Below are 18,450 nucleotides of genomic sequence, written 5' to 3'. Positions count from 1 at the left end.
ATCAGCTCCTAAAAAATGGGTTTGTGGTAAACACCATTTTAAAGGAAGCTGATCTTTTTTGTCCGAACAGCGTTCGGATTAATTTTACAATCTACCTTAACACTAAATAAAGCATAGCAAACGGACAAAATTGCTCGTTTGCTATGCTTTATTTAGAAAACACGACCTTAAGCAGCGTAAATTGAAACTATCTTTGTTCGTCGAAATTATATTTGTTTTGAAAATGAATATAACCTGACCCTTTGGCATTTACTACAATTTGGAATTGTACGACTTTTAACTAATAATCATGTTTAGCAGTTTACTGATAAAACATCGAAGTTAATCCAAACAAAGTTAATCCGGTCAACAAAATCACAAAATAGCCAACATACAGTTTTTCATTTCTATTCAGCTTATTTTTTGCTTGATAGGCGTTCTGCATACAATATAAAAAAACGAGTAAAAAACTGTAACCTGCTAGACCGAACAACGTATAAGCTGTAATCGTGCTTTTGAGCACTTCGTTCATTTTTGAGATAAAGGGTAGAATTCCAACTATAAATAAAGCGATAATTGTTGGAACGATGGATATTGTCTTTTTCATCTTAATATCCCCTTTGTTCTATAGCCAGCGCTAATCCGTGATAATAACTTTAATGCTATGATTTTATAATCATATTTTATCTTACACATTTATATCTGTCATTTATCTAAGCTTGAAAACTATCATTTCCGATATAACCGCAACAAAAAAATTTGAAAATTAGTCTAAAAAATCGCCAAACCACGCTTTCCGTGTGATTTGGCGACTTCATTTATTTAACTTCAATCCCAAACATCCCAATTAACTGAGCAGCTTGATACTGACTCACAACCAGTCCGCTAGCTAAGTTGGCGCTCATACTCAACGTGTCAAACTCCGCCTCATGCCAGTCGAAACCCTTCAACCGTGTTTCGACAAAATCGGCCCCAGTTAGTCGTGAGCCATCGAACTTAACGGTTTTCTTAGCTCGGACGGCTTGAAACGCACTTTCTAACAGATCGCAATTTAAAAATTTACTGTTTTCCACGCGCATTTCGCTGAAGTTTGCGTATGTTAGTTTGCAGGCGTCAAATGTGGTGTTCTTCATCACGGATTCGCTAAAATCACTGCCCGCTAACTGTAAACTCTTCAGGTTGCAATCGAACCAACTCGTCTCACGCCAAGTCGCATTTAAAAACTGACTGTGCGTCCACGTTACGCGGCTAAAATCACCATTATCAAAGTTTGTTTGATCAAACGTGCAGTGGTCAAAGCTCACATCCATCAACCGAATCGGCGCATTGGAAACTGTGAAATGACACTTCACATAATGGTGATCCGGTTCTACATCATCCAACGACAATGTTTGGCCCTCGACTATAATTGTGTCTGTCATTTCTGACTCCTATCTACTTATCTGACTTCCGTAAACTCAGTTTTTCAACGTTCAGCACTTCATCAATCCAGTCATCGTAAAAACCTTCCTCATGGCTAACCATGATCAGATTGCCCCGGAACTTGTTCAGGGCATCAGCCAACGCATGTTTCGTTTCATCATCCAAATGGTTGGTCGGTTCATCCATGATTAGGAAGTTTGATGGTGTCAATTCCATGACAGCCAGCTTGACTTTCGTTTGTTCACCACCAGAAAGCAGATTCATCGGCTTCATGACGTTAGCCGCGTTAATCCCAGCCGCACCCAGTTTAGTCCGAATCGTTTTCGGCAACATCGTTGGGAATTCATCCTGAATGATTTGCAAAGGCGTCTTGCTATCGTCGTCCCACACCAAATCCTGGCTGAAGTAGTTAACTTTGGCAGATGGCGAGAACTCAGCTTCACCAGACAATGGCTTCAGTTGACCGAGAATGGACTTAATCAAGGTCGATTTACCGACCCCATTGAACCCGGCAAACGCAATCTTCTGACCAGTACCCAGCGTAAATGTCACGGGTGCTAACAGTGGATGCTCATATCCAACAGATATTTTGCGTACCACCAACGCATTTTGTGAACCCGTGTCCAAATATGGAAAGTCGAAACGCGCTTGCAATGCATCTGACGGTGGATCGATCCGATCCATATGTTTCAGCATCTTCTCACGCGATTTGGCCAAGTTAGAGTGTGAACCGGCTTTAAACTTGGAAATCAGCTTTTCGTTCTTTTCGATCACGACACGCTGTTTCTCGTAAGCCTTTTCTTGCGCCTCACGCTTCTCTTCCTTCTGCTTCATGGCCTTCTTGAAGCTACCACGATACTTCGTGATCTGACCAAACGAAACGTCACAGATGGCGTTTGTCACAGCTTCCAAGAAGTCATAGTCATGTGAAATGACCATTGCGGCACCTTCAAAGCCATTCAGATAATCTTCCAACCACTGAATGTGCGAAACATCCAAGTAGTTAGTCGGTTCATCCAACAGAATGACATCAGGATTTTCCAGCAACAACTTAGCCAAAATAATCTTTGACCGTTGCCCACCGGACATTTCTGAAACCACGTGGTCCTTGCCGATTTCGTTCAGCCCTAAACCACTGATAACCCGTTCAATTTCCGTTTCAACTTCGTAAAAGTTTCGCGCTGCCAGTTCGTCCTGAATTCGACCAGCCTTTTCCAGTAACTTGTCATCCATGGATTCAGCATAATCTGCGTAGTACTTCTGCATTTGCTCGTCCATAGCGTACAAATCAGCATAAGCCGTGTGCAAAAATTGAATCAGCGTCATCCCATCCGGAATGTCGGCGTACTGGTCCAAGTACCCAATACGAATATTCTTTTGCCACTTAATGCTACCTTCAACAGGTAACACCGTACCCGTTAAAATTTTAATCAATGTTGATTTACCGGCACCATTCTGCCCGACAATCCCGAGATGCTCGCCTTTCTCTAATTGAAAGCTGGCATCTTCATATAAGTTTTTATCGGCGAAGCTCATCGATAAACCAGATACTTCTAACAAACTCATTTCGTTACTCTCTTTTTCCCTTAGTCGTGCTGTGTCCGATAGAAAACCGGCATGTCCAAAACGTCCATCCCGGCCCTTTAAATCACGCTTTTAATTTTATCCAGCGACCGTTTGACACAGTCTTATTCATATATACAGTATTTAATAATATAACACACTCGCGAGGTCTTTTACCAACGTGGCGTATGCTACAATCGATATAGAATAATTATTGGGAGGCTTCCGCCATGAATGTGCGCACCATCAGTCAGTATCAAATTAACGTTAGCGATCCACAACGTGCTTGGCGTTTTTATCACGAGGTCTTCGACATGCCAGATGATGTCCTACCTGACGGCACTGAAACGGTCACAGTAGCTGGCAAACCACTGACTTTCATTACTGTGCCCGAACATGAAGCCCACAAAGATGTTGCCCACCCAGATTTCATTCTTCACGCTCATGACCGGATCAAGGATGTTATCAGTCACTTACAAAATTACTGGGTGCCCATTATCGCTGGACCGACACCGGATGGCGATCTTCAAGCCATTTATATTAACGATTTTGAAGGCAATTTAATCGAAATTTTGGAGCGCGCCAAGTAGAATTGAGTTAGTAAAGTTGCTGTTCATTGTTCGTCACTCGCGATAAGGAGGAACGTATTTATGAAACCAGTTAAACACGATTACCATCGCTTGTTCAAACCACGTCGTTTCGGATGGGGATATGATTTCAATACCCGAAGTAAGGGTGGTCGTATGCTAGCTCGTGCAACCACAATTGCTTTTGTGCTTTACATGGCAATTAGTATTCGCCATGGTAAGTGGGCTGAAGATCACCAAAAGTAAGTTTGACTGATAGCTGTTATGTTAATCGTCATCGTCAGACCGACAGCTTTGATTCGCGTTTAAATGTTATTACGATTCCTAAAGTAAGCCTTTGTGGTAAAATATGTGTGTAGAAAAAAGGTTATCGGTGCTGGTACACCGATATCCCCTCAGTTGCCGCTTTAAGAGCGGTGGCCCGTTTTCGAAGTTTAATTCAAATAGCACAAATTAAGCCCTGTCCGACTGGTCAAAGTTTTCGAGAGCTTTTTTTACGCCATCATTACATAAGTAACGCAATGATTTGGATAATCACAACCAATGAGCGGTTGCTGGCTCACCATCCTTATCCACTTAACACCTAATCGAATCGCTTTTCTTCTCTGTTTACAAAAAAGCATCAAGACAAAAATGTCTTGATGCTTTTACTATATAAGGAGAGTGAAGGATTTGAACCCCCGCGCCACGAGTGACCTAACATTCAAAAGAACATTTCTCTTCAACCAGACTTGAGTAACTCTCCACAACAGTTAATAACTTATCACAATATTATTATTGTTGCAAAACTTTTTAGCATATAATGGTAAAGTAAATGAACATATAAAGAACCACGGGGGATTACAATGCAGTTCAAACAGGTATCAGCAGATGAATTCATGAAATTTGAAGCAAAGCATCCACAGGGAACTTTTTATCAAACAAAGTATCAAGCGGAAGTTTTGTCAGAGCGAGGCGCGGAAACTGGTTTTGTGGGCGTTACAAACGATGATGGCACGCTCATCGCTGCAGCAATGTACAGTCAACGGAAATTACGCGTGGGCTACTTATTCGAAGTAACCGCTGGCCCATTAATGGATTATGATGACAAAGCGTTGGTTAGCTTCTTTGCCGATCAGATGACCGCGTACTGTAAGGCTAAAAAGGGACTTTTGCTGCGCTGGCTACCCAGAGAATTTGTTAAGCAATTCGCCGATGATGGTCATGTCGTTAAGCAGATGCATGAAAACACGGTGCCAGACTTAAAAGCAGCCGGTTTCTCTTACACGCCGGTTACACCAGTCGGAGACGATGGTCACTTTTCTAAAATCTCACTGGGCTACCAATTCATTAAACCGCTTAGCGACCTTACGGAAGAAACGTTACGCAAGTCATATCGCAAGCCCGTTAAATCAGCCTTAAAGAAGGCTCCTGCGTATGGTGTCAAACTTCGTCAGATTGGTTACGACGAACTTGGTCAATTTCAAAAGTACACGACGGCAACTGCCAAACGACGCGGATTTAAGGACAAGCCGCTAGATTTCTATCAAAAATGTTATAAGAGATATGGTGATAACATTAAATTCATCTTTGCCGAACTAAATTTACCTGACTTCATTCGTGAACAACAAGACACCATTCGGAAGATCCAGGAAAATATTGCCAAGGAAGACGCGGCCCTCGTTGAGTACCCTGACAGTAAGTCGCATAAAACTAAAAAAGCTCAGTTTGAAAAACAAATCGCACCACATGAAAAACACATCAAAATTGCCGAGGACTTACGTGCGCAATATGGTGGCGTCGCGGTACCCGCAGGCGCAATGTTTATCATCCAACCTCAAGAAATTGCGTATGACTTTAGCTTTACCAATGAAGATTTCAAGATTTTCTTGGCACCCTATGTGATTCAAGACCACATGTTAACCATGGGTGTGCAAAAACACATCACAAACTATAATTTCTACAACGTTACCGGTACCTTCGACGGTCACGATGGCGTTCTGCGTTTCAAACAAGGCTTTGACGGGTCAACCTTTGAAACAGTCGGTGTCTTTGAGCGACCTGTTCGACCAGTGTTATATAAGTGCATCACTACCCTGCAACACGTTCTTGGTCGCGACTAATCCCGTCAGACAAAAAAGTCACCAATCACAATTAATTTCGCAAGTATCTTAGCGAAACACTGTGACTGGTGAATTTTTTTGCATTATTTTGTTTCATTTGCGTCATCAGAGTTGTCATCATCTGGCGCATCATCCGCCAACTCTTCTGCCTTTGGTGCCCGCACTTTAACAGGGTGCTCCAAATCATTATCCCACCACTGTGCGGCGCCGTCTGGTGACACGACGAGTTGCAGGGTGCTGCCTGCTGGGTATTCGTAGATGCCAAACACGGCTGGTTGCATCTGTAAAATCAGGTTGAAATCAATCGGCGTCATCTCTGTACTCAATGGATCTGTATCATTCTCCGCAAAGAATCGCCAGCCATTATCGGCATCTGCGACAGCGTCTTCACGAATCGCATACTTCAGTGGCCCCTTGCCCTGTAAAATCGTGTTGGATACCAAGCTGGCACCCGAGTTTTTCAATGGTTTCGCAACAATATCATGTTCATTATCTGCCACGTGACTTCCCCCTAAAAATGCGTTTCGGCATTACTCTTTCCACCAGTATACGCATTCCGCCAGCAAAGTTACAGTGACTTTCAAATGACAGTTTAGTGACTCTTAACGGCAGCCACGTCATCACCAGCGTCGACATTCTTCACAGCATCTACCTGAACGTCGGCAACATGATCCATATTGGTCACGACAACCATCGTCGTGGCGTGTTTGCCAGCATCCCGAATGGCTTGAATATCTGCGTCCAACACAGGCTGCCCTGCTGTTAATTCATCACCGACCGTTGCCAACACTTCAAATGGTTTGCCATCCAGTTCAACGGTGTTGATCCCTACGTGAACCAGAATCTCCAGACCACTAGCTGTCGTAACACCAAACGCATGCTTAGTTGGGAAGACCATCGTCAGTTTGCCAGCCACCGGACTAACAATTGTGTTTGCACTTGGCTCAACGGCATACCCGTCACCCAGTACCTTGCCAGCAAACGTATCATCCGCCACATCACTCAGTTTGACCAACCGGCCCGTCGCAACTGCGGCAAACGTTGTCGTGGTTGTCTCTGCGTCATCCGTTGGTGTGAGCACATCGACAGCGTTACCAGCGGTCTCATCCACACCAGTCGTCGCAACCGCTGGTACTTCACCGCGATAGATGGATTCCAGTGCATCTTCCACAAACTGAACTTCGGTGCCAACGATAATCTGCACATTGTGTTTGTCCAACACGTTAACCGCTGGCACCCCAGCAGCTTTAATTGCCGGCTGATCAATCTTGCCAGTGTCGTTTAACTTCCAACGTAATCGGGTCGTACAGTTACCCATCTGTTGAATATTATCTTTACCGCCAATTGCTGCCCAGATGCGGCGGCCTTGACGCAAGTATTTATCATCTGTTGTGCTAACCACGTCGATTGCGTCATCATCGGCCAACGCAACGTCGTCTTCACGGCCTGGTGTCTTTAAGTCAAAGCGTTTAATCGCAAAATCAAAACCAAAGTAGTAAATGCCGGCCATCACAATACCTTGGACCAGCAACATCAATGGCAGATGCGCCAGTGGCATACGTGTGCTCAACAGGAAGTCCACAAAGCCTGCACTAAATGAAAAACCAGCGGTCCAGTGCATTGCCGCCGCAAACGCCAAGGATAACCCAGTGAAAATAGCGTGCAATACATACAATGGCCAAGCAACAAACATAAACGAGAACTCTAATGGTTCACTGACACCGGTGAAGAAGGAAGCAAACGCCCCCGCCAACATCAACGAACCAGTCTTCTTTTTATTCTGTGGTTTGGCATTTCGGTAAATTGCGTAAGCACCAGCTGGTAAGCCAAACATCATGACTGGGAAGAAACCAGCCATGTACATCCCGGTTACCCCTTTAACACCAGTGCCTGCGAGCCACTTACCCATGTCGTTGATACCAGCAACGTTGAACCAGAATACAGCGTTCAGCGAGCGCATGATGTAGCCCCGTTGGAATCAGTAACCGATTGAAGAACCCATACAATCCGGCACCAATCCAGCCAAGCTTAGCAATCGATGTCCCAAACAACACGAGTGCGCCATAAACGGCTGGCCACACAAATAACATCCCCAGCGTCACAACCAGCATTGTCACGGCAGCCAGAATCGGAACACACCGTTTGCCGGAGAAGAAGGATAACGCCATCGGCAACTTAGTTTCATGGAACCGATTAAACAGTGCTGCGGCGATTAGTCCCGCAATAATTCCAATCAGCACATTATTATGAATCGCTGTAAACGCTGGATTTACAGCGCTCACCTTCATATGTAATAACGTCGCCAATTGCGTTGGGTTTAACATGTAATCCGGCACAATGTAGGCGACCAATCCAGCCACTGCGGCCGCACCATCTTGTCGTTCCGACATGCCTAGCGCCAGACCAATCGCAAACAGCAACGCCAAATTATCCAAAATTGCGGTTCCACCGTTAACCAGGAACACACCGACAGTTGTTTTACCGCCGATCCAGTTCCCAATCCCAATCAATAGCGCCGCAGCGGGCAGCGTGGCGACCGGCAACATCAATGACCGACCAATTCGCTGAAAGTAATCCTTCATGTTCATCGCACTCCCATATCAATTCTCTAAATCTGTTTTATACCAATGTGAATAGTTTACATTTACAGAATTGATATGCAAGCGTTCAAACGTCTGCATTGACCTATACCATTCTTCAAACTCTAACTGTACCAATTGGTTCCAACAACGAAAACTTTTTCAACTTTTTTCTTTCAGTCCAATTTTTCTTTCACAGTTTTAAAACGGTACAACAAAAGCGTAATCGGTGTCTATACCAATTACGCTTTTCACGTTACTGAAATCACTTTTTCAATTTGTATTGGCAACCTTAATCAACCAGTGCCTGCCAGTCACGCGCATAAATGAATCCCATCGCTTTTTCACCAGTATGAACCCCAACCAGCGGGCCAATAATGCTACTTTCAAACGTCACTTCGGGGAACTCATTTTTGGCCGTCGCCAACCACTGCGCTTTCAACTCGGGATTATTCGCGTCCACGATGCTGACGCGCATTGGATAGCCTGCATCAGCCACGATCTGCTTAAAATTCGTCCGAATCGTCTGAAAGGCACGCTTCATTTGCCGTTCGCGGCCGGTCGCCACAATCTTACCTTCTGGTGTGAACGCCAGCATCGGTTTGATCTGCAACATGGTCCCAATCAGCGATTGACCGTTGGAGATTCGCCCGGTACGCATCAAGTGGCGCATGTCGTTCACCACAAACATCACCTTGGTGGTTTCACGTAACTTTGCCAGCCGCGAAAAAATCTGCGATACGGTAAGTCCCTTTTCAGCCAACGCAGCGGCCAATAGCACCTGATTCCCAGCGCCGGAACAGGCAATGCGTGAATCCCACACATGCACATCAATGTTTTTAACTGTTGGCGCATACGCTTCTACATTTGAGATAAAGCCCGAAATACCGCTGGATAGACCAACGATAATGGCCGTGTCATACCCATCGGCCACTACTTGATCCAGCACACGCTGGACTTCACCATTCGAAGCCTGCGACGTCGTTGGCGTCACATGTTCCGTTTTCAACATCGCGTAGAACTTGGCCGAATCCAGATCCACGTTTTCATGATAAACATGGTTACCGAACAACACCGGGTCATTAATAACATAAATGTGATAACGGTCGAGATCGGTCTGACTGATATAAGCCGAACTATCCGTTAGAACTGCAATTTTCATTGTTTCTCCCAACTTTGCACGAAGTATTATCCTTAGTATACTGCAATTCGGTTTTTCAGGCCTTCCAAGTAGCTGTCAGTTTTAGTTCAATTTCATACCAACCACCGCTGCCAACACGCCGCAGATAAGCGAAAGCAAACCGTACCAAACGGCCAGTTTCAAACGCTGGTCGTGAGCTAACAAGACAATTTCATTAGCCATCGTCGAAAACGTGGTGAAGCCGCCAAGCAAACCAGCACCCACAAGAACCTTTATGCCAGTGCTTAAACCACTGCCCATCACCCAGCCCAGCATGAAACTGCCGCTGATATTGATAATAAATGTCGGCCACGGAAATCGTGATGGCACGCGACCACTGTGTTGCAGGCGCCAGTGTGAAATTAGTTGGGACATCTGCATGACAAGGTACCGCCCTGTCGCACCAATCGCCGCACCGCCACCAGCCAATGCTACTGAAATCCAGTTAAACATTATCATCACCGTCCATTCGGTCGCCTAGCAAACGATCTGCCAGTCGCTGACCACTCCACGCGGCTAACACTCCGCCACCAATGGAAAGGAGGACATAAACAATCGGAATCATAATCTGACCATCATCAAGCAGCTTCACGATTTCCAACGAAAAACTCGAAAATGTCGTAAAGGCACCAATCATACCAGTCCCGAGCCCTAAGATAATCTGGCTAGGTAACGCAAACCGGTTTGCTACCCAAAAGTTGATCATGGCGAGCAAGAATACCCCGACAATGTTGATACAGATGGTGGTGCCAAACCAATTCGTTGAAAACGGCCACCACAGTTCTAGCATTTCGCGTAAGGCGCCACCAATAAACGCAAAGCCAGCGACTGATAGGATTCGTTTGTACATACTGCACTCATTCCTTTAATTCGAATATCATTTTAGATTACTGATATCTAAGTATTTTAGCAAGTTTATAATCACAAGATTCTTTTGCACTCAACAAAGCCAACATTGAATTGACGTTATTGCTGGTCAGTGACTTAAACCAGAACACTAATTGGTTCATTTGATTTTGATAGACGTAACTATTATTTTTAATCTCCATCATGTAATAAACATTTCGACTATCATTTACGTATGTTAAGGCGGTAACCATTTTTCGGGTATTGCCTTTTTTCTTCCATTTTTTAAAGGAACAGTCGCAAAACCATTTAGTGGCGGGCGTTTCAAGACGAAATAAAGGCGTTGAATGCTAGTGCTTCAGATGCTACGATACAAATGAAAAATTCAGTACATTTTATACAAACACCAGAATTTGATGACTTTCTGAACTCACTAAGCGAACATGACAGTAGCAAGTTGCTGGAAAGAATTGGCCAAATCGAAAAAAATGGATTAAAAAGATTGAAAAAAGCTTGTATGAAATTCGTTCTAGGTAGGGTTCAAACATTCAAAGAGCAATCTACTTTCAATATGGCGTAAGTGAGTATTTGATTGTTCGCGGTTTTACAAAGAAGACACAGAAAACGCCACATCATGAAATTTCACAAGCTAAGAAAAAACGATTTCAATATTTGAAGGAAAAGGCAAATCATGAAACTAACATCGACTGATGATTACATCAATGAACGTATGAAAAACCCTGAATTTCAAAAAGGTTTTGAAGAGGCCCAACGTCAGGACAACGCCGCAATTGAAATTTATGACCTAAGAAATAACATGGGGTTAAGTCGACGACAGCTTGCCAAAAGATCTGGGATTTCTAAGAAAGTCATTACTAGAATCGAAGAAGGCGACATGGAGTTTACTGACGAAAGCATGAAAATCATGGAACAAGTTCTGCGAAGCCTTGGTAAAGACAGCAATTCGCCCCTCGCCTATCAAAAATGAGAACTTTTCTCAAAAACTTATTGACACAGTTTTACTGTTCCTCTACACTGATTTCATAAAGACAGCTTAAGAAAAGGAGTTAGTTGCGATGAGTCAAAACGTTAAGAACCAATTGAATACTTGGCAAAGCCGGTAATCAGATTGCTTAACCACCATCTTGCATGGATGCAATCTGAAGTCAGATCACTTCGATTGTATCTGTGCCGACTAACTTTGATGTGAATTCATCACCGAGAGCGCACGGATTTTATAAAACCTGTGCGGGCTCGGTGTTTTTATTTTTTAGGGCAGCTCGCAATTATTGCGAACTGCCCTTTTTGTATCCGAGCATGAGCAATTTCGGGTTGAAGTCTAACGTCTTTCACATCAAAGTCAGTCACTATCTAGCCAGCACCACATTCTGTTTGAAAAGGGAGTTATTTCTATGAAACGCATGTATGGTCTCATTGCCATTATTCTAGTTTTTCTCGGTGTCGCCTACTTCCAGGAAAGTAAGGAACAAGCGGCCCAACAAAAAGTACCCACAGTCGGGGTATTACAGTTACTCACTCACCCTGCGCTGGACGCCATCAATCACGGGATTGATGACAGCTTGAAGGCTCACGGGTATATCCCTGGCAAAACGATTCACATCGACTTTCAAAATGCCGAGGGTGATCAAAGTAACCTGCAATCCATGAGCGCCCGTTTTGTTCACGAACACGTCAACGCCGCGGTCGGAATTGCGACCCCTTCTGCACAGGCCTTAGCCAATGCCACTAAGAAAACACCGATTGTCTTGGGTGCCGTTACCGATCCTAAAGGGGCCAAGCTGGTCGCCAACAACAAACGCCCCGGCGGTAACATCACTGGTGTCTCGGATCAAGCCCCACTGAAACAACAACTCGGTTTGATCAAAAAGCTGACGCCAAACTTGAAAACGCTTGGCATTATCTACACTTCCAGCGATGATTCAGCGACCGCGCAGTACAAGCAGTTTAAAGCACTATGCAAAAAGGAAAACATCACGCTCAAGGTATACTCCATCTCTAACACCAATGATTTGAACCAAGTTTCACAGACCATGGCCGGCCAGGTTGATGCCGTTTATGTCCCAACCGACAACACGATTGCCAGCGCCATGCAAACACTGGTTGCCAACACCAATGCGAAGAAGATTCCGGTCTTCCCAGCAGCTGACACGATGGTTAAACAAGGTGGTCTTGCTACCTACGCCATTAACCAGTACAAGTTAGGTCGTTTGACTGGTGACATGACTGCATCAATTCTGAAACACAAGTCAAAACCAGCGACGACGCCAATCAAGTACGTCCGTCACGGCGACTTAACCATCAACCTTAAAACAGCCAAGCAACTAGGGATCACCATTCCGAAATCCTACATCAAAGAAGCACAACAGAAAGGGGAACTATTCAAATGAGTTTAATCACATCAGCTATCGGACAGGGCCTACTATGGGCCGTCCTGGGGCTTGGCCTCTTTCTTACCTTTAGAATTCTCGACTTCCCTGATATGACCGTTGAAGGCACCTTTCCACTCGGCGCCGCAACAGCTGTCGCCCTCATCTACCGTGGCATGAATCCCCTGTTAGCGACACTTTGCGCGTTTCTAGTTGGGATGGTCGCCGGTTTAATTACTGGATTACTTTACACAAAGGGCCGCATTCCGATTTTGTTAGCCGGGATTTTGGTCATGACAGCCGCCTATTCCGTTAACCTGCGGATCATGGGCCGCGCCAACCTCAGTTTGCTCGGCAAGTCCTCCCTATTTAAGAACGACTTTTTAGCTTCACTACCACAATATTTCGACAGTGTCTTTGTCGGTTTAGTGGTCATCATCGTTGTCACCCTGCTCCTTGTCTTCTTCCTGAACACTAACCTTGGTCAAGCGTTCATCGCCACCGGTGACAATCCGACCATGGCCCGTTCCATCGGGATCAAGACAGACCGCATGACAATTATGGGATTGATGATTTCAAACGGCATGATTGCGATGGGTGGCGCCTTAGTTGCCCAAAACAATGGTTACGCGGACGTTAACATGGGCATCGGGATCATCGTTATCGCCTTAGCTTCCATCATTATTGGTGAAGTGGCGTTCGGTGATCTTTCTCTGACACAACGTTTGGTCGCGGTCACACTAGGCAGTATCCTTTACCGTTTCGTGTTACTGATCGTCCTCCAGTTAAACTTCTCGGCCAACGACCTCAACTTGCTATCCGCCATTATCTTGGCCATTTGCCTGTTGTTGCCACGGTTCCGCAAGTTCTTCCACTTTGACCGCCTGATTGAAAGGAGTGTTCGCGATGAACGCAACAACTAATGCAACTGCTAATGAAACTGTGAACGCTGATACAGCAACCAAAACACCGCTATTGGAATTGAAAGACGTCTCCACAGTGGTTAACGCACATACCGCTAACGAAACGAAGATTTTAAATGGCCTGAACCTGACTGTTTACCCCAGCGATTTCATTACCGTCTTGGGCTCTAACGGGGCCGGTAAATCCACCCTATTCAACGTTATCGGTGGCAATTTGAACGCTGACGAAGGTGATGTCTTACTGCATGGCAAGTCAATCAAACGTGAAAGTGAAGAACAGCGGACTCGTTTTCTAGCGCGGGTGTTCCAGGACCCTAAACTAGGGACTGCACCACGGATGACCGTTGCCGAAAATCTTCTGTTAGCTAGCAAACGTGGGCAACGCCGTGGACTCGTGCCACGAGGTTTGCGCAAACATCTCGACGAATACAAAGCCATGGCTTCAACCATGAATAACAATCTGGAAAATCGTTTGAACACAGCAACTGGCAGTCTTTCTGGTGGACAACGGCAGGCACTTAGCTTTCTAATGGCTGTTGAAAGTAAACCGGAACTACTGTTGCTGGATGAACATACCGCAGCGCTGGACCCCAAAACGTCCCAACAACTCATGACGGCAACTAACGATAGAATTGCCGCCGACCACCTCACCTGCCTGATGATCACCCACCGGCTAGAGGACGCCTTGAAATACGGTAACCGGCTGATTGTTCTGAACGCTGGCAAGATTACGTTCGACGTCCGTGGCGAGGAAAAGAAACAGCTCACGCGGGAACAGTTATTCAACTTCTTTGAAGATTTATAAAACATCATTCTGGGGGGAATCATTGTTTATGAAAGTACGAAAACTAATCGCTTTGGGGGCCACTGCGTTATCTGTATTAACGTTGGCTGCTTGCGGGAACAGTAAGGGCGCTTCCGGCCATAAAGGTCAGTTGAATCTGGCACTACCATCAGAAATGCCGTCACTTGATCCGTCACTCGGTGTGGACAACGAATCATTGGAGGCAATGTCCAATACTGAAGAAGGTATTTATCGCCTAGGCAAGGATTCTAAACCTGAAAACGCCTTAGCAACCCACACAACAATTTCAAAAGACGGCCTTCACTGGACGTTTGACCTACGGCACGGGGTAAAGTGGTCAAACGGTGATCCGGTTACGGCTCAAGATTTTGTGTATTCATGGCGCCGAACTAACAATCCTAAGACTGGTGGTCAGTATGCCTACCTCTTCGATGGCGTGAAAAACGCCGATGCCATCCAAAAAGGTAAAAAATCTGTGAACAGCCTGGGTATCAAGGCCGATGGCAAGTATAAACTGTCTGTCACGTTGGAGAAGCCAATTCCTTATTTCAAACTCCTGCTCGGTTTTCCGGTCTATTTCCCGGAAAACGAACATGCTGTCAAACAGTTTGGTAAAAAATATGGCCAGTCTTCCGCCACACAGGTGTATAACGGTCCGTTCCGTGTACAGGGATACAAAGGGACAAACACCAAGTGGAGTTGGGTTAAAAATAAAACTTATTGGGATAAGAAACACGTTAAGTTGAATAAGATTGACTTTCAGGTCGTGAAAGAGTCCAATACGCAACTCAACATGTATAACTCCAAGAAGATTGACATGGCCAACCTCAGTGGTGATCAAGTCGCCCAGTACAAACACAGTAAAGATTATCTGTATCGGGCGGGTTCATCCGTGACTTACGTTTCTCTGAACATGGCTAAGGTGCCAGCGTTTAAAAACGAAAAGATTCGTGCTGCCCTATCCTATGCCATCAGTCGCAAACAGCTCACCAACAACATTTTGCAAGATGGTTCCACACCGGCTAAGACATTCACGCCACCAAAGCTAGCCAAAGACCCGAAGACAGGGACTGACTTTGCTAAAGAAGCCACGGTCAACGGCGCGCTGACGCAAAACCTAAGCAAAGCCAAAACTTTACTTAAAGAAGGTGAAAAGGAAACTGGTATTAACGATCTCCATTTCAACCTGCTTGCTGATGACAGCGACACAGGCAAAAAGAATGCTGAATTTCTGCAATCAGAATTTCAAAAGCTCCCCGGCGTTAAAGTTGACGTCACAAACGTTCCTAACAAAACTCGGCTAACGCGAATGACAGACAAAAACTATGATGCCACGGTAACCCTTTGGGGTGCAGATTACAGCGATCCTTATACGTTTGCGCTCTTCACCACGAACGCTCCTTATAACAATGGGAGCTGGACAAATGCCAGCTATGACCAAAACGTTAAGGATTCTGCAAACAAGAACGCCTTGAATAAAGAGGCGCGTTTTCAGAACCTTGTCAAAGCCGATCAAACATTGGTCAAAAGCTATGCCATTCTGCCATTGTATTCTGGTTCATACTTTGGTTCTGGTCCATTCCTACAACGCCCCTACGTAAAGGGTGTCATTTACAACTCAGCCGGATTGAACTGGAATTATAAATCAGTCGAAGTTAAGTAGCTAATTATTATTCAGAAGCGGTAACTATAATATTGATTCAAAAAAGCTACGATGAGAGTGACAATTTCATCGTAGTTTTTTTGAACATTGAATGCTTGGTGCTTATCGTCTGGTGTAAATTCGTGTATCCTAGAAGCAAGTTATCACACGAATTTCGATGATTAATATGAGTAAATTAAATTGAACCAGTCAAATTAACCTAAGGAGCTGAACAAATGCAACCACTTGTCACCATCATCGTGCCCGTTTATAAAGCGGTCGATTACCTCGATCGCTGTGTTGCCAGTCTTTGTCGGCAAACATACGAAAATATGGAAATTTTGCTGGTCGATGATGCGTCCCCTGACGAATCTGGCACCTATGCTGACTTTTGGGCCTCCGCCGATGGCCGCGTGCGTGTGCTGCACCAGTCGGAAAATCAGGGTGTGTCAGCAGCCCGCAACCGTGGCTTAGATGAGGCCAATGGTGATTACGTCTGCTTCGTTGACAGTGATGATTGGTGTGAACCCGACTATATCGGTCACTTTGTTACTAATATGACTGAGCAAAAAGCGGACTTGGCATGTTGCGGGTACTTTGCCGATGGCGGTTTGATCAAAGCCACCGTCAACAAACCACTGTCTCGTCACCTCACTCAGGGCGAAATGCTGCAAGACATCATCAAACCGGGTGGCGACATTCGTGGCTTTCTGTGGAACAAGTGCTATTCCATGTCAATCATCCGCGAACGCCAATTGCGTTTTGACACTGAACTCTCCGTTATGGAAGATCAATTGTTCAACGTGACTTACATTCGCGACGCCAACGTCTTCTGGTACGATGCGTACCAAACGTACCATTACGTCACCCACGGTACCAGCGCTAGTCACAACCTATCTGCCAAGACGTTCGCCTCCGAAATGGCCGCACTAGATAAAATTAGCGATGTGATTCAGGAATCAGATTTACGTTTGTCACTGCAAAAGTTGTTGGCATCGAACCGAACTTCGTTGAACGATGCGTTTAAGAATAAAGAATAATCCACTAAAATGGCCGTTTGACGTCTATCACTTGCTCGTGAATAGACAAATCAAACGGCTATTTTTTTCTTAATTGAAAAAATCTCTACTGTCTAACAATTAACGAATTAACCAGATTCCCCACACCACATCAACAATCGCAATGACAACGGCGATAGCTAACACAGTCGGCATGCCCATGATTAATGACAATAACAATAAAACCACATCGATTGACATAATCACGACGAAAGCACCAGTGGTCAGTCTGTTGCCTTGACGCTTGGGTTGGCCCGTCATTTGGGCTGACAAACGCAGATCCTCAGGCATTTTTTCTTCCGATGTGGATGTTTCTGGCGTGTAATCGAAGTGTTCTAGCGGATCTTTATCCATAACGGTCACCCTCTTATTTTTGATGCTGTCAGTTTAACCCGAAAGCAAAAAAATAAGATAAATTGCGTCCCGTTTCACACTTTTTACGTCTCTGCTAACGTGTTGGTAAGTTAAGATAACACGTTTAAATCTCCGTCTAAAACTACGCTTCTTCGCCCCACCACAGTTTGACCAACGCTTGTGTGCCGTCGTTACCCAGATGTTTGTCATCAACCAATTGTTCGTAAAGCTGTTTGGCCGCAGCAGTTGCTGGCAGGTTCAAGTGCATTTTATCCGCTTCATCCAACGCAATTCGCAAATCTTTCAAAAAGTGTTTCGCAAAGAAACCGGGCGTGTAGTCATGCTTGAAAATCCGTGGGACATACGTGTCCATCGACCAATTATCCGCACCACCTGCACTCAAGGTCGCCAACACGTCCGGTAAGTTTAGCCCTGCCGCCTTGGCGTAAACTAACATTTCGGTCAATCCTGTCATTGTGCCCGCAATCATAATTTGGTTGGCCATTTTAGCATGTTGACCAGCGCCCGCCTCGCCAAACCGGTGGACAGACTTACCAACCTGATTAAACAACGGCAGTACTTTATCAAACGTGGCTTGATCACCACCCACCATAATTGTCAGAGTGGCATTCAGTGCGCCAATATCACCACCAGAAACAGGTGCATCCAGTGCTGTTACATGGTGCACTGGCGCTGCCTCCGCGATGCGTTTGGCAAGGGTCGGCGTACTCGTTGTCATATCAACAATGATGCTACCTGGTTTAACGCCCTCGAGAATGCCGTCATCGTCAAAATAAATGGCTTCAACATCTTGCGGATAACCTACCATACTAAAAATGACATCACTTTGTTCGGCAACTGCTTTTGGATTGGATGCCCATGTTGCACCATTTGCGACCAATTTGTCAGTCTTAGCCTTTGTTCGGTTGTAAACCGTTAGCGTATTGCCAGCATCTAGCAGGTGCTCTGCAATCGCGCCGCCCATAACGCCTGTCCCAATAAACCCAATTTTCATATTCGTCC

At 45.1% G+C, this 18,450-nt stretch carries 19 protein-coding genes, 1 tRNA gene and 1 pseudogene; 10 read left to right on the top strand and 11 right to left on the bottom strand.

Features of this window, described 5'->3' with window-relative positions:
• Positions 1-301 precede the first annotated feature (301 nt).
• The 3 genes from GB993_RS12375 to GB993_RS12365 form a co-directional block, all read right to left on the bottom strand.
• Positions 302-586, bottom strand: coding sequence for a LasU family protein (locus GB993_RS12375; protein ID WP_161004523.1), 285 nt, complete (start codon positions 584-586; stop codon positions 302-304).
• A gap of 211 nt (positions 587-797) precedes the next feature.
• A complete protein-coding gene (locus tag GB993_RS12370; RefSeq protein ID WP_161004522.1) occupies positions 798-1,400 on the bottom strand; it encodes a pentapeptide repeat-containing protein in 603 nt (200 codons plus the stop codon).
• Between the two features lie 13 nt (positions 1,401-1,413).
• Positions 1,414-2,967: an ABC-F family ATP-binding cassette domain-containing protein gene (locus tag GB993_RS12365; protein WP_161004521.1), complete on the bottom strand. Its 1,554-nt coding sequence runs from the start codon at positions 2,965-2,967 to the stop codon at positions 1,414-1,416.
• 227 nt (positions 2,968-3,194) lie between these two features.
• Here GB993_RS12365 and GB993_RS12360 point away from each other — a divergent pair, with 227 nt between their 5' ends.
• Both GB993_RS12360 and GB993_RS12355 read left to right on the top strand, forming a co-directional pair.
• Positions 3,195-3,554 carry a VOC family protein gene (locus GB993_RS12360; RefSeq protein WP_161004520.1) on the top strand — a complete coding sequence of 120 codons (360 nt, stop codon included), beginning with the start codon at positions 3,195-3,197 and terminating at the stop codon, positions 3,552-3,554.
• Positions 3,555-3,614: 60 nt separating this feature from the next.
• Positions 3,615-3,797 carry a hypothetical protein gene (locus GB993_RS12355; RefSeq protein ID WP_161001849.1) on the top strand — a complete coding sequence of 61 codons (183 nt, stop codon included), beginning with the start codon at positions 3,615-3,617 and terminating at the stop codon, positions 3,795-3,797.
• 411 nt (positions 3,798-4,208) lie between these two features.
• Here GB993_RS12355 and GB993_RS12350 read toward each other — a convergent pair.
• A tRNA-Lys gene (locus GB993_RS12350) sits at positions 4,209-4,296 on the bottom strand.
• 100 nt (positions 4,297-4,396) lie between these two features.
• On the opposite strand from GB993_RS12350, the gene GB993_RS12345 reads away from it, so the two are divergent.
• Positions 4,397-5,653 carry a peptidoglycan bridge formation glycyltransferase FemA/FemB family protein gene (locus tag GB993_RS12345; RefSeq protein WP_161004519.1) on the top strand — a complete coding sequence of 419 codons (1,257 nt, stop codon included), beginning with the start codon at positions 4,397-4,399 and terminating at the stop codon, positions 5,651-5,653.
• An 83-nt stretch (positions 5,654-5,736) separates the two neighbouring features.
• Here the strand turns inward: GB993_RS12345 and GB993_RS12340 are convergent, their stop codons facing one another.
• The 5 genes and pseudogenes from GB993_RS12340 to GB993_RS12320 form a co-directional block, all read right to left on the bottom strand.
• Positions 5,737-6,153, bottom strand: a complete 417-nt coding sequence (locus GB993_RS12340) for an immunity protein Imm33 domain-containing protein (protein WP_161004518.1) — start codon at positions 6,151-6,153, stop codon at positions 5,737-5,739.
• Positions 6,154-6,245: 92 nt separating this feature from the next.
• Positions 6,246-8,235: pseudogene (gene nagE, locus GB993_RS12335) on the bottom strand (N-acetylglucosamine-specific PTS transporter subunit IIBC).
• Positions 8,236-8,524: 289 nt separating this feature from the next.
• Entirely contained in the window at positions 8,525-9,394 is an 870-nt protein-coding gene (locus tag GB993_RS12330; RefSeq protein ID WP_161004517.1) for a DegV family protein, read from the bottom strand.
• An 81-nt stretch (positions 9,395-9,475) separates the two neighbouring features.
• A complete protein-coding gene (locus tag GB993_RS12325) occupies positions 9,476-9,865 on the bottom strand; it encodes a fluoride efflux transporter FluC (RefSeq protein WP_161004516.1) in 390 nt (129 codons plus the stop codon).
• Positions 9,858-10,262, bottom strand: a complete 405-nt coding sequence (locus tag GB993_RS12320) for a fluoride efflux transporter FluC (protein ID WP_161004515.1) — start codon at positions 10,260-10,262, stop codon at positions 9,858-9,860. The genes GB993_RS12325 and GB993_RS12320 overlap by 8 nt, the downstream gene beginning before the upstream one ends.
• 584 nt (positions 10,263-10,846) lie before the next feature.
• Here GB993_RS12320 and GB993_RS13210 point away from each other — a divergent pair.
• From GB993_RS13210 to GB993_RS12285, 7 genes are all read left to right on the top strand, one after another.
• Positions 10,847-10,969: a hypothetical protein gene (locus GB993_RS13210; protein ID WP_347877359.1), complete on the top strand. Its 123-nt coding sequence runs from the start codon at positions 10,847-10,849 to the stop codon at positions 10,967-10,969.
• Positions 10,950-11,246 carry a helix-turn-helix domain-containing protein gene (locus tag GB993_RS12310; RefSeq protein ID WP_161004514.1) on the top strand — a complete coding sequence of 99 codons (297 nt, stop codon included), beginning with the start codon at positions 10,950-10,952 and terminating at the stop codon, positions 11,244-11,246. The genes GB993_RS13210 and GB993_RS12310 overlap by 20 nt, the downstream gene beginning before the upstream one ends.
• 424 nt (positions 11,247-11,670) lie before the next feature.
• A complete protein-coding gene (gene trpX / locus GB993_RS12305; protein WP_161004513.1) occupies positions 11,671-12,666 on the top strand; it encodes a tryptophan ABC transporter substrate-binding protein in 996 nt (331 codons plus the stop codon).
• Positions 12,663-13,568: an ABC transporter permease gene (locus GB993_RS12300; protein WP_017261385.1), complete on the top strand. Its 906-nt coding sequence runs from the start codon at positions 12,663-12,665 to the stop codon at positions 13,566-13,568. The genes trpX and GB993_RS12300 overlap by 4 nt, the downstream gene beginning before the upstream one ends.
• Entirely contained in the window at positions 13,552-14,373 is an 822-nt protein-coding gene (locus GB993_RS12295) for an ABC transporter ATP-binding protein (RefSeq protein ID WP_238331664.1), read from the top strand. The genes GB993_RS12300 and GB993_RS12295 overlap by 17 nt, the downstream gene beginning before the upstream one ends.
• A 28-nt stretch (positions 14,374-14,401) precedes the next feature.
• Positions 14,402-16,036, top strand: coding sequence for a peptide ABC transporter substrate-binding protein (locus GB993_RS12290; RefSeq protein WP_161004512.1), 1,635 nt, complete (start codon positions 14,402-14,404; stop codon positions 16,034-16,036).
• A 215-nt stretch (positions 16,037-16,251) separates the two neighbouring features.
• Positions 16,252-17,055, top strand: a complete 804-nt coding sequence (locus GB993_RS12285; protein WP_161004511.1) for a glycosyltransferase family 2 protein — start codon at positions 16,252-16,254, stop codon at positions 17,053-17,055.
• A gap of 99 nt (positions 17,056-17,154) precedes the next feature.
• Here the strand turns inward: GB993_RS12285 and GB993_RS12280 are convergent, their stop codons facing one another.
• Complete coding sequence (locus tag GB993_RS12280; protein ID WP_161004510.1) at positions 17,155-17,427, bottom strand: hypothetical protein; 273 nt, start codon at positions 17,425-17,427, stop codon at positions 17,155-17,157.
• A 142-nt stretch (positions 17,428-17,569) separates the two neighbouring features.
• Positions 17,570-18,442, bottom strand: a complete 873-nt coding sequence (locus GB993_RS12275; RefSeq protein ID WP_161004509.1) for an NAD(P)-dependent oxidoreductase — start codon at positions 18,440-18,442, stop codon at positions 17,570-17,572.
• Between the last annotated feature and the right edge of the window lie 8 nt (positions 18,443-18,450).

It is taken from the genome of Furfurilactobacillus milii, assembly GCF_009864005.1.
Classification (GTDB): Bacteria; Bacillota; Bacilli; order Lactobacillales; family Lactobacillaceae; genus Furfurilactobacillus; species Furfurilactobacillus rossiae_B.
Note: the sequence above shows the minus strand (reverse complement) of the source record. Positions and strands in the feature narration are given on the sequence as shown.

Coding starts and splice junctions, on each gene's coding strand:
- GB993_RS12375 (WP_161004523.1), bottom strand. CDS start 586: ATGAAAAAGACAATATCCATCGTTCCAACAATTATCGCTTTATTTATA.
- GB993_RS12370 (WP_161004522.1), bottom strand. CDS start 1,400: ATGACAGACACAATTATAGTCGAGGGCCAAACATTGTCGTTGGATGAT.
- GB993_RS12365 (WP_161004521.1), bottom strand. CDS start 2,967: ATGAGTTTGTTAGAAGTATCTGGTTTATCGATGAGCTTCGCCGATAAA.
- GB993_RS12360 (WP_161004520.1), top strand. CDS start 3,195: ATGAATGTGCGCACCATCAGTCAGTATCAAATTAACGTTAGCGATCCA.
- GB993_RS12355 (WP_161001849.1), top strand. CDS start 3,615: ATGAAACCAGTTAAACACGATTACCATCGCTTGTTCAAACCACGTCGT.
- GB993_RS12345 (WP_161004519.1), top strand. CDS start 4,397: ATGCAGTTCAAACAGGTATCAGCAGATGAATTCATGAAATTTGAAGCA.
- GB993_RS12330 (WP_161004517.1), bottom strand. CDS start 9,394: ATGAAAATTGCAGTTCTAACGGATAGTTCGGCTTATATCAGTCAGACC.
- GB993_RS12325 (WP_161004516.1), bottom strand. CDS start 9,865: ATGTTTAACTGGATTTCAGTAGCATTGGCTGGTGGCGGTGCGGCGATT.
- GB993_RS12320 (WP_161004515.1), bottom strand. CDS start 10,262: ATGTACAAACGAATCCTATCAGTCGCTGGCTTTGCGTTTATTGGTGGC.
- GB993_RS12310 (WP_161004514.1), top strand. CDS start 10,950: ATGAAACTAACATCGACTGATGATTACATCAATGAACGTATGAAAAAC.
- trpX (WP_161004513.1), top strand. CDS start 11,671: ATGAAACGCATGTATGGTCTCATTGCCATTATTCTAGTTTTTCTCGGT.
- GB993_RS12300 (WP_017261385.1), top strand. CDS start 12,663: ATGAGTTTAATCACATCAGCTATCGGACAGGGCCTACTATGGGCCGTC.
- GB993_RS12295 (WP_238331664.1), top strand. CDS start 13,552: ATGAACGCAACAACTAATGCAACTGCTAATGAAACTGTGAACGCTGAT.
- GB993_RS12290 (WP_161004512.1), top strand. CDS start 14,402: ATGAAAGTACGAAAACTAATCGCTTTGGGGGCCACTGCGTTATCTGTA.
- GB993_RS12285 (WP_161004511.1), top strand. CDS start 16,252: ATGCAACCACTTGTCACCATCATCGTGCCCGTTTATAAAGCGGTCGAT.
- GB993_RS12280 (WP_161004510.1), bottom strand. CDS start 17,427: ATGGATAAAGATCCGCTAGAACACTTCGATTACACGCCAGAAACATCC.
- GB993_RS12275 (WP_161004509.1), bottom strand. CDS start 18,442: ATGAAAATTGGGTTTATTGGGACAGGCGTTATGGGCGGCGCGATTGCA.